Genomic DNA, 14,384 nt, shown 5'->3' with positions numbered 1-14,384 from the left:
ACCGGCCGAGAATTTGTGGGGCGCGCCACGTTGTTTCGCGACGCGCCATTACCCTTGTTCGGCCGCGCCCCTATTCGGCAGCATCGGGCAGCCGCACGGCAGCGTCTTCGAACTTGGTGTTCTCCAGTTCGACATTGAGGCCGAGGGAGCGCATCTCCTTGACGAGAACGTTGAAGCTCTCGGGAATGCCGGCTTCGAACGTATCGTCGCCGCGCACGATCGCCTCGTAGACCTTGGTGCGTCCGGCAACGTCGTCCGACTTCACCGTCAGCATCTCCTGCAACGTATAAGCGGCGCCGTAGGCTTCCAGCGCCCAGACCTCCATTTCGCCGAAGCGCTGGCCGCCGAACTGCGCCTTGCCGCCCAGCGGCTGCTGGGTGACGAGCGAGTACGGACCGATCGAGCGCGCGTGGATCTTGTCGTCCACCAGGTGGTGAAGCTTGAGCATATAGATGTAGCCCATCGTCACCTTGCGATCGAACGGCTCGCCGGTGCGGCCGTCATAGAGCTGCGACTGACCGCTGGTGTGCAGGCCCGCCTGCTGCAGCATGGTGTTGATGTCGGCTTCGTGCGCGCCGTCGAACACCGGAGTCGCGATGGAGACGCCGCGGCGCATCTGCTCGCTCAGGCGAATGATGCTCTCGTCGTCATAGTCGCGGACCGGCTCGTTGCGGTCGTTGGAAGGCATGAAGCTTTCCAGCGTCTTGCGCAGCGGCTTGATGTCGCCGCCAGCCTTGTAGGCGTCGATCAGCTCGCCGATCTTCCTGCCCATGCCGGCGCAGGCCCAGCCCAGATGCGTTTCCAGGATCTGGCCGACATTCATGCGGCTCGGCACACCCAGCGGGTTGAGCACGATATCGGCATGCGTGCCGTCCTCGAGGAAAGGCATGTCCTCGACCGGAACGATGCGCGACACCACGCCCTTGTTGCCGTGACGGCCGGCCATCTTGTCGCCCGGCTGCATCTTGCGCTTCACCGCCACGAAGACCTTGACCATCTTCATGACGCCCGGAGGCATCTCGTCGCCGCGCTGCACCTTCTCGACCTTGTCCATGAAGCGCTGCTCTAGCGCCTTCTTGGAGTCGTCGTACTGGCCGCGCAGGGCTTCCAGCTCGCTCTGGAGCTTTTCGTTCTCCACGGCGAACTGCCACCACTGCGAGCGCGGATACTCGTCGAGCGTGTCCTTCGACAGCTTCGAGCCCTTCTTGAAGCCCTTCGGCCCGGCAATCGCTTCCTTGCCGACCAGCATGTCCGACAGGCGCGAATAGACGTTGCGGTCGAGGATCGCCTGCTCGTCGTCGCGGTCCTTGGCCAGACGCTCGATCTCCTCGCGCTCGATCGCCATGGCGCGCTCGTCCTTCTCCACGCCGTGGCGGTTGAAGACGCGCACTTCGACGACCGTGCCGAAGGTACCCGGAGGCATGCGCATAGAGGTGTCGCGAACGTCCGAGGCCTTTTCGCCGAAGATGGCGCGCAGGAGCTTCTCTTCCGGCGTCATCGGGCTTTCGCCCTTCGGCGTGATCTTGCCGACCAGGATGTCGCCCGGCTGCACTTCCGCGCCGATATAGACGATGCCGGCCTCGTCGAGGTTCTTCAGCGCTTCTTCCGAGACGTTCGGAATGTCGCGCGTGATCTCCTCCGGTCCGAGCTTGGTGTCGCGGGCCATAACCTCGAACTCCTCAATGTGGATCGAGGTGAAGACGTCGTCGGCCACGATGCGCTCGGAGAGCAGGATCGAGTCCTCGTAGTTGTAGCCGTTCCACGGCATGAACGCGACCAGCACGTTGCGGCCGAGCGCCAGATCGCCGAGCTCGGTCGAAGGACCGTCGGCGATGATGTCGCCCTTGTTCACCCGGTCGCCGACACGCACCAGCGGACGCTGGTTGATGCAGGTGTTCTGGTTCGAACGCTGGAACTTCATCAGCCGGTAGATGTCGACGCCGGACTTGCCCGGGTCGAGATCTTCGGTGGCGCGGATAACGATACGGGTGGCGTCCACCTGGTCGACCACGCCGCCGCGGCGGGCACCGATGGCGGCGCCTGAGTCACGGGCCACGACCGGCTCCATGCCGGTGCCGACGAACGGCGCCTCGGCGCGCACCAGCGGCACGGCCTGACGCTGCATGTTCGAGCCCATCAGCGCGCGGTTGGCGTCGTCGTTCTCGAGGAACGGGATGAGGGCCGCGGCCACGGACACCATCTGCTTCGGCGACACGTCCATCAGGTCGACGTTCTCGCGCGGCGCCATCATCACCTCGCCGGCGTTGCGGCAGATGACGAACTCGTCGACAAAGCTGCCGTTCTTATCGAGCTCGGCGTTGGCCTGCGCGACGTGGTGCTTGGCCTCCTCCATCGCCGACAGATAGACGACTTCATTGGTCAGCTTGCCGTTGACGATCTTGCGGTACGGGCTCTCGATGAAGCCGTACTTGTTGACGCGCGCGAAGGTGGCGAGCGAGTTGATCAGACCGATATTCGGGCCTTCCGGCGTCTCGATCGGGCAGATGCGGCCGTAATGCGTCGGATGCACGTCGCGCACCTCGAAGCCGGCACGCTCGCGGGTCAGACCGCCCGGTCCAAGCGCCGACAGGCGACGCTTGTGGGTGATCTCCGACAGCGGGTTGGTCTGGTCCATGAACTGCGAGAGCTGCGAGGAGCCGAAGAACTCGCGCACGGCGGCGGCCGCCGGCTTGGCGTTGATCAGGTCTTGCGGCATGACCGTGTCGATCTCGATCGAGGACATACGCTCCTTGATCGCGCGCTCCATGCGCAGCAGGCCGACGCGGTACTGGTTCTCCATCAGCTCGCCGACCGAGCGGACGCGGCGGTTGCCGAGATTGTCGATGTCGTCGATCTCGCCCTTGCCGTCGCGCAGCTCGACCAGCGTCTTGACCACGGCCAGGATGTCTTCCTTGCGCAGCACGCGCACGGTGTCCTCGGCCTTGAGCTCGAGGCGCATGTTCATCTTGACGCGGCCGACAGCCGACAGGTCATAGCGCTCGCTGTCGAAGAACAGCGAGTTGAACATGGCTTCGGCGGTCTCGAGCGTCGGCGGCTCGCCCGGACGCATGACGCGGTAGATGTCGAACAGCGCGTCCTGGCGGCTCTCGTTCTTGTCGACGGCGAGCGTGTTGCGGATGTAGGCGCCGACATTGACGTGGTCGATGTCCAGGATCTGGATCTCGTCCTCGCCGGTGCCGAGCAGCACCTTCAGCGTCTTCTCGTCGATCTCGTCGCCGGCCTCGAGAAAGATCTCGCCGGTGGCGTAGTTGACGATGTCCTCGGCCAGGTAGTTGCCGAGCAGGTCCTCGTCGGTCGCCTTGATCGCCTTGAGACCCTTTTCGCCGAGCTGGCGGGCCTGGCGGGCGGTGATCTTCTTGCCGGCCTCGACGACGATCTCGCCCGTGTCGGCGTCGACCAGGTCGCCGACAGCCTTGAGGCCGCGGAAGCGCTCGACATTGAACGGGATGCGCCAGTGGTCGCCGGCGCGCTTGTAGGTGATCTTGTTGTAGAAGGTCGACAGGATCTCTTCGCCGTCCATGCCGAGCGCCATCAGCAGCGACGTCACCGGAATCTTGCGGCGGCGGTCGATGCGGGCGTGGACCACGTCCTTGGAATCGAACTCGATGTCGAGCCACGAGCCGCGATAGGGGATGACGCGCGCGGCAAACAGAAGCTTGCCCGACGAGTGCGACTTGCCCTTGTCGTGGTCGAAGAAGACGCCCGGCGAACGGTGCATCTGCGAGACGATGACGCGCTCGGTGCCGTTGACGATGAAGGTGCCGTTCGACGTCATGAGCGGCATGTCGCCCATATAGACGTCCTGCTCCTTGATGTCCTTGATCGACTTCGCGCCGGTATCCTCATCGATATCGAACACGATGAGGCGCAGCGTCACCTTCAGCGGCGCAGCATAGGTCAGGTCGCGCTGACGGCATTCGTCGACGTCGAACTTCGGTCCTTCGAACTCATACTTCACGAATTCCAGCATCGAGGAGCCGGAAAAATCGGAGATCGGGAAGACCGACTTGAAAACAGCCTGCAGCCCCTCGTCCGGACGCCCACCCTTGGGCTCGTCCACCATCAGGAACTGGTCATAGGATGCCTTCTGAACCTCGATGAGGTTCGGCATCTCCGCAACTTCCGGGATCTTCCCGAAGAACTTGCGTACGCGTCTGCGGCCATTGAAAGTCTGGGTCTGGGCCATCGTCGCTCCTTAGCTCAAAACTCGGGGCGAACCTCGCCGCGGTTCGCCTTGCACCAATGGGCCGCTCGCCGGCCGCCCCTGTCTGTTTTCCGGCCGCCCTTCCAATTGCTTGGGGGCTGCCGGTAAAAACGGGAGAAAACCCGTTTCCTGAAGGCCGCTTCCGGCCCTCAGGAAAGAGGTTTTCAAATGTCTCGCGCAACGAAGCCTCCCTTTCGTCAAGGGAGGGGGCGGCCGGCGCGAGGCCGTCCGCCCTCAACCATAAGGCTTACTTCAGCTCGACCTTGGCGCCAGCTGCTTCCAGCTGAGCCTTGAACTTGTCAGCATCGGCCTTGGAAACGCCTTCCTTGACCGGCTTCGGAGCCGCCTCGACGAGGTCCTTGGCTTCCTTGAGGCCAAGGCCGGTGATGGCGCGGACTTCCTTGATGACGTTGATCTTCTGGGCGCCGGCGTCGGCGAGAACGACGTCGAATTCCGTCTTCTCTTCAGCCGGAGCAGCAGCAGCGGCAGCGCCACCGCCAGCAGCGGCGACCGCCACCGGAGCAGCAGCCGAAACGCCCCACTTCTCTTCCAGGAGCTTCGACAGCTCGGCCGCCTCGAGGACGGTCAGCTTCGAAAGGTCGTCTACGATCTTTGCCAGATCAGCCATTTGTGTATTCCTTTACTTGGTTCGAACGTGTGTTGTTGACAGCGAGGAACGGCCTCATGCCGCCTCGTCCTTCCGGGCGTAAGCGCCGATGACGCGCGCGACCGAAGCCGCGGGCGCATTGACGATCTGGGCGATCCGGGTTGCCGGCGTGGCGATCATGCCAACCAGCTTGGCGCGCAGCTCGTCGAGCGACGGCATCGTGGCGAGTGCCTTGACACCGTCGGCGTTGAGCGAGGTCGAGCCCATTGCGCCGCCGAGAATGATCAGCTTGTCATTCCCCTTGGCGAACTCGGACGCGATCTTCGGCGCCGCAACCGGATCCTCCGAATAAGCGATCAGCGTCTGTCCCTTGAACAGATCGACGATCGATGCGGAGTCCGTGCCCTGAAGAGCGATCTTGGCGAGACGGTTCTTCGCGACTTTGACGGTGCCACCGGCGGCGCGCATCTTCGACCGAAGGTCGTTCATTTGCGCGACGGTGATACCGGCGTAGTGGGCCACGACGACTGAACCCGCGTTCGAGAACGCTTCGTTCAGGCCCGTGACGAGTTCGCGTTTTTCCGCTCTGTCCACTGCCTATCTCCAGTTGACCCCTGCCCCATTCACGAGGTCAGAAGTCGGGTTGCCTTTTGCCGGCCGGGCCATCCACAAACGGATCTCCCGAACGGCGCTCGAGGATCCTGCCCCCTTTCGCCACATCCGCCGGCAAAGCCGGTTGATGTGCTGACAAAAGGCAAACACGGTTCGAACCTTTCATTGGAGCTTTTCGCTCCTTTGTCGGGTCTTCACCCGTCTCATGCAGGCCCACATGAATTAAGGCCCCCTTTTGAACCAAGGCCGGCCGCCTGCAATCTCGGACAGGATATCCGGAAACCTTTCAGCCTCCGGGTTACCGGGCCGCCGACGGATCGGCGGTCCGGAATTCTTTTGCGACCGGCCAGAAGCCGGTCAGGCGACATTTACGACGCGGCGAGCGTCGCGATGTCGAGCTTGAGGCCGGGACCCATCGTCGAGGTGACCGACACCTTCTTGACGTAGTTGCCCTTGGCGCCGGCGGGCTTGGCCTTGTTCACCGCATCGGCGAAGGCCCGCACATTCTCTTCCAGCGCCTTGACGTCGAACGAGACCTTGCCGACGCCGGCCTGGACGATGCCGGCCTTCTCGACGCGGAACTCGACGGCGCCGCCCTTCGAGGCCTTGACGGCGGCCGCGACATCGGGGGTCACGGTGCCGACCTTCGGGTTCGGCATCATGCCGCGCGGGCCGAGCACCTTACCCAGGCGGCCGACCAGCGGCATCATGTCCGGGGTGGCGATGCAGCGATCGAAATCGATCGTGCCCTTCTGGACGATGTCGACCAGGTCCTCGGCGCCAACGATATCGGCGCCGGCCGCCTTGGCCTCCTCGGCCTTGTCGCCGCGCGCGAACACGGCGACGCGCACCGACCGGCCAGTGCCGTTCGGCAGGTTGACAACGCCGCGGACCATCTGGTCCGCATGGCGCGGATCGACGCCGAGATTCATCGCGACCTCGACCGTCTCGTCGAACTTCACCGTGGACCGGTCCTTCAGCAGCTGCAGCGCCTCAGAGAGCGCATAGGCCTTGTTCGGGTCGATGCCTTCACGGCTCTTGGCAACACGCTTTGCAATCTTTGCCATGATCTTAGCCCACCACTTCCAGGCCCATCGAGCGGGCGGAGCCCTCGACCATGCGCATGGCCGCTTCGACGTCGTTTGCGTTCAGGTCCTTCATCTTCTGCTCGGCGATCTGGCGCACCTTGTCGCGCGAGATCGTGCCGGCCTTGACCTTGCCCGGCTCTTTCGAACCAGACTTCAGGTTGGCGGCCTTCTTCAGGAAGTAGCTCACCGGCGGCGTCTTCATGACGAAGGTGAACGACTTGTCCTGGTAGTAGGTGATGACGACCGGGATGGGCGAGCCCTTCTCCAGTTCCTGGGTCTGCGCGTTGAACGCCTTGCAGAACTCCATGATGTTTATGCCGCGCTGACCTAGCGCCGGGCCGATCGGGGGCGACGGCGTGGCCGAGCCCGCGGCAACCTGGAGCTTGAGCTGGCCTGCAACTTTCTTAGCCATCTCTATTCCTGCCTTTATCTCATGCCGGGAAAACCGGCGGTTGCAGTCTGGTGGTGCGGTTCCAGCGGCCGGCTAAGCCGCATTCGCCTCCCACCCGTTCATGGCAGCGCCATTCCTTCGCGCCGCCGATCCCTTCGCCTGTCGGACGGGGACCTTCGGATCAGCCCTTTTCGACCTGTCCGAATTCGAGATCGACGGGCACCGCGCGCCCGAAGATCGAAACTTCCACCTTGAGGCGCGCCCGCTCCTCGTCCACTTCCTGGACGAAGCCGTTGAACGACGCGAACGGACCGTCCGAGACCCGGATCGCCTCGCCGATCTCGAAGGTGACCGACGGCTTCGGACGCTCGACGCCTTCCTGAACCTGGTTCAGGATGCGTTGCGCCTCGGCCTCGGTGATCGGCACGGGCTTGGAGTCTCCGAGGAAGCCGGTGACCTTCGGCGTGTTCTTGACCAGCGAGAATACGGCGTCCGTCAGGTTGGCCTTCAAGAGCACATAACCGGGGAAGAACTTGCGCTCCGCATCGACCTTGCGGCCGCGGCGTATCTCGACGACCTTCTCCGTCGGCACCACGATCTGCTCGATCTCGCCCGACAGGCCCTTCTGCTTGGCCTTGTTCTCGATGTCCTCGGCGACCTTCTTCTCGAAGTTCGAATAAGCGTGGACGATGTACCACCGCGTCATTTCACGACCTCTCCGTAATCGCCGAACTTAATGTCCGAGGCCCAGAATCCACTCGATCGCATAGCCCATGGCTATGTCGGCGGTGAAGAAGAAGATCATGGCGATGAGCGCAAAAACCAGGACCATTACCGTCGAGATCATAGTCTCGCGGCGCGAGGGCCATGTCACCTTGGCCGTCTCCGCGCGAACCTGCTGGAGAAATGTGAAAGGGTTTGTGGTTTTCGAAGCCATCTGCCGCCTGTCTTCAAGACCCGTTGGCCGGGTCTCCTGGATGATCCCGCTGGCCGGGACGTGCCGCCTGGACTTCGTGCCGGCGCCGAATCAGCACCACCATTTCGCCCACGCAAATCAGACGCGTAAAGCCGGCTTCCCAGCTCCACGCGTCGCGTGTCTGTTCAGTCTACATAAAACCGATTCTTGGTCCACGCAAGTGGCAAGTGTTCCGCTTTATGTTTTAGCGCCGCCTCGGAACCATCCAGTCGTTCCGTCCCGGCTATGCGGGGCCTTATGCCCCAGTTTTTGCTATATGGCAAGCCGCCCCCGGTTTTCAACGGCGGAGCGCGCCCACCCTCAGTCTGCCATGGGAGGTGGCACGGGCAGCAGGGCTCGAACCTACGACCTGCGGTTTTGGAGACCGCCGCTCTACCAACTGAGCTATGCCCGTATACGGGCGCTGCTATTTCACAAAGCCGATGAGAACTCAAGAGCCCTTTTGAGACACGTCGGCCGGAAGCGCCGATCGCAGCCATCCAAGCCGCAGGGCCCATGCGCAGATCACGAGTTCAAGCGCGAAAGTCCAATGCAGAACGAAGTTCAGGACCCAGTTCCCATGGCTGGCCGGAACCGCCACGAGCTCAAACGGGCGATGACTGAACGGCGCCAACCACATGATCGGCGATGCCACCGTGTCGAGTGCCATATGCAACATGGCTCCGGCTAAGAAGATGGCGATCGACGGCAGACGCCGCGACCCCAACAACCGACCGACCGACACGCCTACCGTCCCGATCGTCGCCCAGAACAACGGCCAATGCGTGATGTAGGCATGATGGTGCGTGCGACCGCCATCGATCAGGTAAAAATAGAGCATGTCGATGTCCGGGATGACGCTGCCGAGCATTGCGGCAGCCACCACATCGGATGCCTCCCGTCGCCGTCTTCGCGCGAGCCTTCCCAGAATATAGCCCGATGGGAGATGGGCAATCAGCATGCAAGGTCGTCTCACATTGATGCAACGACCCTGCGGTGTCTTTGCGGCGTCATCTTTTCGGAATTTTGCAGAAACCCAGCATCTTCGGCTACGATTTCCCGGCCGGCGGCTTGTAAGGCCCGCCCGGCACGCCCCAACCCCAGCTTGGCATTGGCTCGATCTCAGGGTCGCAAGTCTCGCCGAGATTGGAATTCATCTTGGCCAGTCGCGATCCCCATTCGATATAGCCCATGAAGGCGGAACGGAACTCGGGATCGCCCGGCAGGCCGGCTTCGTCCGCCGCATCCGCCAGGAGGTTGATCCAGCGCCGGCGCTGCTCCTCGCTCAGATGCCTGCCGAGATGATGCATGACCATCTCGCGGTGGCCACCATGCCTTTCGCTGTAGGTCTTCGGCCCGCCGAAAACCTCGCCGATGAAGGCGGCGACATGCGCCGGATGGTCCGGCGACATGTGCCTGAACACCGGACCGACGATCGGGTCCAAGGTCACTCTGTTGTAAAAGATCTGCGTCAGCCGGTTGAGCGCCTCGCTGCCGCCGGCCCATTCGAACAAAGTCGGGACACCCTCGTTCATATCCGGTCCTCCTACGTTTGAGCCTAGAAGGATAGCGGCAAGCTCGGAGCCGGCTCAACCTGCCTCCGTGGCCAGTGCCGGGGTGGCGCCGAATGCTGCTAAAGCTTGGCCGGAGCTTCCGCTTCGGCGTTGCCGGACGGCAGAACCCGGCAGTTATCGGGTTTTGGCGAAGATTTGCAAATGGTGGCGCCCGTCAGAGCGTCTACCGACTGGCGGCTGGTGGTGAGCCCGAACCCCGCCAATTCGTCCTGGCTGAGCTCCCTGTGCTTGGCGTATTGGGCCGACTGCAACGCGACGAACAGGCCCGAGCCGATCGCCATCTCCTCAAGATACGACCGGACCTTGTCTTCCATGCCCATGGAATGCACCAGGAAACGCGTATCGGCGCCTACCAAGCGCCTGGTGCCGCCGGCGATCATCAGCACGCAGGCTGCATCGCATTCGGCGCCGGCTTCAACGGTGAGACCATTATGAAGGTTGTCCTTGGAGACGCACCCTGCCGTGCCGGGATCGCAATCGAGAAAATCCGTCCGGGCGACCGCAACATCCAATCTGCGCTCGCGGATCAGCCGGCCGGCGGCGAGCGCGCCCTGGACATCGCCGCCCTGTGAGTTGAGGACGATGGGCAGCCTGCGCCCGCCGACCTTGTCCAGCAGCTCGCGCAGCCTGTCGGGCGTGCCGGCAACGATCGTTCCCTCCGCCGAAATCCATTCCGGACAGTCGGGGTTGCAGAGCGGATTGCTGCCGCGAACGAGGACGAAACGCATTTCCTGCTGCGGCTTTGGCGGTGATGCTGCCTCCGCCGGCTGGCTGTAGGCCGGTTTGGCCGCGACCGTCGCCACCTCGGCCGGCTTGGCCTTGCCATTGGCCGGTATCTCGCGGCAGCTCGTTGGCACCGGATCGCGCCGGCATATGGCTGCTTCGGTCATCAGGTCGAGAGAATCGAGGCTGGTGACGAGCTTCATCTCCAGCATATCGTCGGGCTCGATCTGCCTTATGTCGCTTGCCGGCGTCCCCTTCATCACGTCCAGCACGCCCTGCCCAATACCCATTTCTTTCAGATAGCCGGACAGCCGTTTCTCGACCGCCTTGCTCATCTCGTAGGTCTTGTAGCTGCCGGCATTCTTGCGGCTGACGACCTTGGTGCTGAGGACCTTCTTCTTGCCGTTCACAATTCTGTAGGTGGTGCGGTAGAGCAGCTTTTCCCTGTGATATGTCGTGGTGATCTGATGAACCCCGAGAAAAGCCCACTCGCCGACCACACGGCGGACGCCGCCGGCAAACATCAGGGGACATGCGGAATTGCACATGGCGCCGCTGTCGTAGGCGATGCCGGAATACGGCGTGTTCTTACTGTCATTGTCCCGGCAGTTCTTCATTTCGGGCGAGCAGCCGGAAAACCCCGTAGTGCCCACGGCGATGTCGAGCTTGTTCTTACGGATCATACGGCCGAGTTGGAGCGCGGCGTCGACATTGCCTCCAGGAGAATTGACGACGATCGGCAGTTGCCGGCCGCCGAGCGTCTTCAAGAGGCGCTTGAACCGCGCCGGCGTGCCGGCCTCGATGCTGCCTTCGGCAGAAATCCATTCCGGGCAGCTCGGCTCGCAGCCTGGCGCGCTGCTGCGCACCACGACGAAGCGCATGGCAGGGCCGTAATCCGGCGGCGTTTCCTTCGCTGCGGCGGCAAACGCGGTAAGCCCAATAGCGATGGCCAGCCCGAGCCGAACCAGCCCTAGCGGCCACGAAATACCCTTTGAAAGGAACGCGGAAATCACGCCTGCCAAGCCCTCGGTCCAACCCATACTAGTTACGGCGACGATGCTTGCAATAGAATTGAAGAGGGTGCGAGCAATGCCAGCCTGACGGCTGCTGCCTCGACTTCGTCGCGACAACGCTAAAGTTCTGGCGGCATCTTTGCCTGGGCGTTGGCGGAGGGCGGGAGCCGGCAATTGTCCGGCTTTGGCGAGGACCTGCAAATGGCGGGGCCAGTCAGCGTGTCCGATGTGTCCAGCCCGGTCACCAGCCCGACCTTGAGCATTACATCGGGTTCAAGCTGACGCTCGACCGAACTCTGATCTATCGCTGCGAACAGGCCTGGGCTGATCGCCATCTCGTCCAAATAGGCTTTGACAATCCGCTTCTGTCCCATCGAGGACACGCTGAGCCGCGCCTTGGGGTCGACCAGCCGCCTGGCGCCGCCGGCGAGCATGAGTGCGCAGGCTGAATCGCACTCCACTCCGAATTGGCTGATCAGCCCGACATAGGCGCCATTGTCGTCAAGACAGCCCGCCCCGGGCGGGTTGCAACCCAGGATATTGGTGCGGGCGACGACGACGTCTAGCTTGCGTTCGTGGATAAGCCGCCCTGCGGCCAAGGCGCCGAACAAGTCGCCGCCTCGTGAGCTGATCACAATGGGAAGTCGCGGGTTGTCGAGCGCGGCGAGCAACTGGCGAAGTTTTTGCGGGGTTCGAGGGGTGACCGCGCCTTCCGCCGAAATCCATTCCGGGCAGTCGGGATCGCAGAGCGGATCGCTGCCGCGAACGACCACGAAACGCATCTCCGGCGCGGCATTTCCTGCCGCTCCTCGAAACGGCACGGCAGTCGGGGCTTTGGCTGGCTTGGAAGATGGAGCTTCCGCCTGTCGAGAAGGTGCCGGCTTTGCCGTCGTTACAGCGGCCGGCCGGGCATCCTCCGCTATTTCCCGGCAATTCGGAGCCGGTTTGTCACCCATGCACAGGATCACTCCGGTGAACAGCTCCACGGTGTCTGTGCTGGTGGCCAGTTTCATCGTTAGCATGTCGTGGAGGGTGATCCGCTGAATGTCGCTCGCCGGCGTGGCTTTCATTTTGTCGAGGACCCCCTGCCCCACGCCCATCTCTGCCAAATAGGCCGAGATTTTCCGCGCGAACCCCTTGCTCATCTTATAGGTCTTGTAGCTTCGGCCTTCGGTGACGGTCTCCGTTGTGACCTGATATCTTTTGCCCCGAATGGTTTTATAGGTGGTTCGAAAATGCCTTGTGGAGGGGAACCAAGTGGTGGTGATCTGATGAACACCCAGATAGGCCCAGCCACCGGCTACGCGGCGAACGCCACCTGCGAACATCAGGGGACATGCAGAGTTGCACATGGCGGCGCCATCAGACGCCACGCCGAAATAGGCAACGCCCTTGCCGAAGCTGGCCCCGCAGCCCTCCGTTCCCGGCCAACAATCGGAAAACTCGGTCTTGCCGATCGCGATGTCGAGCCCGTTCTTCCGTATGATGCGACCAAGTTGAAGTGCGGCGTCGACATCGCCGCCAGGGGAATTGACAATGATCGGCAGTTTGCGGGTGCCGAGCTTTTTCAGCACTCGCTTGAGCAGAGCCGGCGTGTCGGCAGTGATGGCGCCTTCCGCTGAAATCCATTCCGGACAATTGGTCTTACAGCCGACTGCACTGCTACGCGCAAAGATGAACCGCATTTCCGAAAAGCCGTCGGAAGACGGGCCGTTCAAAATGAACGTATCGGGCCATGCCCGTATGAGGACGTCATCGGCCTTTGCTGCAAAGGCCACCACCACAATAGCAAGCACCGGTGCCCGGCGAACCAGTATGCGAAACCATCTTGATGTGCAGTTTGAATGACGCCCGGAAATCATGTTGGCGAAGCCCCTGCCGCAACCTATGATAGTTGCGGCGGCGGTGGTTGCAATAGCTTTTGCATCACCTCGAATGTTCGACTCCGCAGCAACGTGAGAAACAAAAAGGGCGGCCCGAAGTCCGCCCTTTCCTTGTCGAACCAGCAAGTGCCGGATCGATTATTCTTTGATGGTGACGACGATGCCGGCACCGACGGTGCGGCCGCCTTCACGGATGGCGAAGCGCAGCTTCTCTTCCATCGCGATCGGCACGATCAGCTCGACATCGACGGTGATGTTGTCGCCGGGCATCACCATCTCGGTGCCGGCCGGCAGCGTCACGATGCCGGTCACGTCGGTGGTGCGGAAGTAGAACTGCGGACGGTAGTTGGTGAAGAACGGCGTGTGACGGCCGCCCTCGTCCTTGGTCAGGATGTAGGCTTCGGCCACGAACTTCTTGTGCGGCTTCACCGAGCCCGGCTTGGCCAGAACCTGGCCGCGCTCGACACCCTCGCGGTCGATGCCGCGCAAGAGCGCGCCGATGTTGTCGCCGGCCTGGCCCTGGTCGAGCAGCTTGCGGAACATCTCGACGCCCGTGCAGGTGGTCTTGGCCGTCGGACGGATGCCGACGATCTCCAATTCCTCGCCGACCTTGACCACGCCGCGCTCGACGCGGCCGGTCACGACCGTGCCGCGGCCCGAGATCGAGAACACGTCCTCGATCGGCATCAGGAACGGCTTGTCCAGCGGACGGACCGGCGTCGGGATGTAGGCGTCGACCTGCGCCATCAGCTCGCGGATGGCGTCCTCGCCGATGGTCTTGTTCGAATCTTCGAGCGCAGCCAGAGCCGAACCCTTGACGATCGGAATGTCGTCGCCAGGGAACTCGTTCTTGGTCAGCAGTTCGCGAACCTCGAGCTCGACCAGCTCGAGCAGCTCGGCGTCGTCGACCTGGTCGACCTTGTTCAGGAACACCACGATCGAGGGCACGCCGACCTGACGGGCCAAAAGGATGTGCTCGCGGGTCTGCGGCATCGGGCCGTCGGCGGCCGAAACCACCAGGATCGCGCCGTCCATCTGCGCGGCGCCGGTGATCATGTTCTTCACATAGTCGGCATGGCCGGGGCAGTCGACATGGGCGTAGTGACGGTTGGCCGTCTCATACTCGACATGCGCCGTCGAGATGGTGATGCCGCGCGCCTTCTCTTCCGGCGCCGCGTCGATCTGGTCATAGCGCTTGTATTCGCCAAAATACTTCGTGATCGCCGCCGTCAGCGACGTCTTGCCATGATCGACGTGGCCGATCGTGCCAATGTTCACATGCGGCTTGGTGCGCTCGAATTTACCTTTTGCCA

12 protein-coding genes and 1 tRNA gene are annotated in these 14,384 nt (G+C 62.7%); all 13 read right to left on the bottom strand.

Features of this window, described 5'->3' with window-relative positions:
* Window positions 1–70 precede the first annotated feature (70 nt).
* Window positions 71–4,207: a DNA-directed RNA polymerase subunit beta gene (rpoB, locus tag CK221_RS09980; protein WP_066989583.1), complete on the bottom strand. Its 4,137-nt coding sequence runs from the start codon at window positions 4,205–4,207 to the stop codon at window positions 71–73.
* A gap of 265 nt (window positions 4,208–4,472) precedes the next feature.
* Complete coding sequence (gene rplL / locus CK221_RS09975; RefSeq protein WP_066989581.1) at window positions 4,473–4,853, bottom strand: 50S ribosomal protein L7/L12; 381 nt, start codon at window positions 4,851–4,853, stop codon at window positions 4,473–4,475.
* 54 nt (window positions 4,854–4,907) lie between these two features.
* On the bottom strand, window positions 4,908–5,426 hold the full coding sequence (gene rplJ, locus CK221_RS09970) for a 50S ribosomal protein L10 (protein ID WP_066989579.1): 519 nt from the start codon (window positions 5,424–5,426) through the stop codon (window positions 4,908–4,910).
* 386 nt (window positions 5,427–5,812) lie between these two features.
* Window positions 5,813–6,511 carry a 50S ribosomal protein L1 gene (rplA, locus tag CK221_RS09965; protein WP_066989577.1) on the bottom strand — a complete coding sequence of 233 codons (699 nt, stop codon included), beginning with the start codon at window positions 6,509–6,511 and terminating at the stop codon, window positions 5,813–5,815.
* A gap of 4 nt (window positions 6,512–6,515) precedes the next feature.
* Window positions 6,516–6,944 carry a 50S ribosomal protein L11 gene (gene rplK / locus CK221_RS09960; RefSeq protein ID WP_059189557.1) on the bottom strand — a complete coding sequence of 143 codons (429 nt, stop codon included), beginning with the start codon at window positions 6,942–6,944 and terminating at the stop codon, window positions 6,516–6,518.
* A gap of 160 nt (window positions 6,945–7,104) precedes the next feature.
* Window positions 7,105–7,629: a transcription termination/antitermination protein NusG gene (gene nusG, locus CK221_RS09955; RefSeq protein WP_066989575.1), complete on the bottom strand. Its 525-nt coding sequence runs from the start codon at window positions 7,627–7,629 to the stop codon at window positions 7,105–7,107.
* Window positions 7,630–7,656: 27 nt separating this feature from the next.
* Window positions 7,657–7,860: a preprotein translocase subunit SecE gene (secE, locus tag CK221_RS09950; protein WP_066989573.1), complete on the bottom strand. Its 204-nt coding sequence runs from the start codon at window positions 7,858–7,860 to the stop codon at window positions 7,657–7,659.
* A 357-nt stretch (window positions 7,861–8,217) separates the two neighbouring features.
* Window positions 8,218–8,293 (bottom strand) — tRNA-Trp (locus CK221_RS09945).
* A 36-nt stretch (window positions 8,294–8,329) separates the two neighbouring features.
* The gene (locus CK221_RS09940; RefSeq protein WP_095777619.1) at window positions 8,330–8,839 is read right to left on the bottom strand and encodes a metal-dependent hydrolase; all 510 of its coding nucleotides are present in this window, start codon (window positions 8,837–8,839) and stop codon (window positions 8,330–8,332) included.
* A gap of 88 nt (window positions 8,840–8,927) precedes the next feature.
* Window positions 8,928–9,413 carry a group II truncated hemoglobin gene (locus CK221_RS09935; protein ID WP_095777618.1) on the bottom strand — a complete coding sequence of 162 codons (486 nt, stop codon included), beginning with the start codon at window positions 9,411–9,413 and terminating at the stop codon, window positions 8,928–8,930.
* 98 nt (window positions 9,414–9,511) lie between these two features.
* Entirely contained in the window at window positions 9,512–11,056 is a 1,545-nt protein-coding gene (locus tag CK221_RS09930) for a hypothetical protein (RefSeq protein WP_095777798.1), read from the bottom strand.
* Window positions 11,057–11,307: 251 nt separating this feature from the next.
* Entirely contained in the window at window positions 11,308–13,197 is a 1,890-nt protein-coding gene (locus tag CK221_RS09925) for a hypothetical protein (RefSeq protein WP_245430603.1), read from the bottom strand.
* Window positions 13,198–13,209: 12 nt separating this feature from the next.
* The coding region (gene tuf / locus CK221_RS09920) for an elongation factor Tu (RefSeq protein WP_095833147.1) at window positions 13,210–14,384 on the bottom strand (1,175 nt) is incomplete at its 5' end.

Source organism: Mesorhizobium sp. WSM3868, assembly GCF_002294785.1.
Classification (GTDB): Bacteria; Pseudomonadota; Alphaproteobacteria; order Rhizobiales; family Rhizobiaceae; genus Mesorhizobium.
This window is presented reverse-complemented; position numbering and strand designations above follow the sequence as displayed.

What these genes read in the sequence shown, in the direction of transcription:
- rpoB (WP_066989583.1), bottom strand. Translation starts at nt 4,207, where the DNA reads ATGGCCCAGACCCAGACTTTCAATGGCCGCAGACGCGTACGCAAGTTC.
- rplL (WP_066989581.1), bottom strand. Translation starts at nt 4,853, where the DNA reads ATGGCTGATCTGGCAAAGATCGTAGACGACCTTTCGAAGCTGACCGTC.
- rplA (WP_066989577.1), bottom strand. Translation starts at nt 6,511, where the DNA reads ATGGCAAAGATTGCAAAGCGTGTTGCCAAGAGCCGTGAAGGCATCGAC.
- rplK (WP_059189557.1), bottom strand. Translation starts at nt 6,944, where the DNA reads ATGGCTAAGAAAGTTGCAGGCCAGCTCAAGCTCCAGGTTGCCGCGGGC.
- nusG (WP_066989575.1), bottom strand. Translation starts at nt 7,629, where the DNA reads ATGACGCGGTGGTACATCGTCCACGCTTATTCGAACTTCGAGAAGAAG.
- secE (WP_066989573.1), bottom strand. Translation starts at nt 7,860, where the DNA reads ATGGCTTCGAAAACCACAAACCCTTTCACATTTCTCCAGCAGGTTCGC.
- CK221_RS09940 (WP_095777619.1), bottom strand. Translation starts at nt 8,839, where the DNA reads ATGCTGATTGCCCATCTCCCATCGGGCTATATTCTGGGAAGGCTCGCG.
- CK221_RS09935 (WP_095777618.1), bottom strand. Translation starts at nt 9,413, where the DNA reads ATGAACGAGGGTGTCCCGACTTTGTTCGAATGGGCCGGCGGCAGCGAG.
- CK221_RS09930 (WP_095777798.1), bottom strand. Translation starts at nt 11,056, where the DNA reads ATGCGCTTCGTCGTGGTGCGCAGCAGCGCGCCAGGCTGCGAGCCGAGC.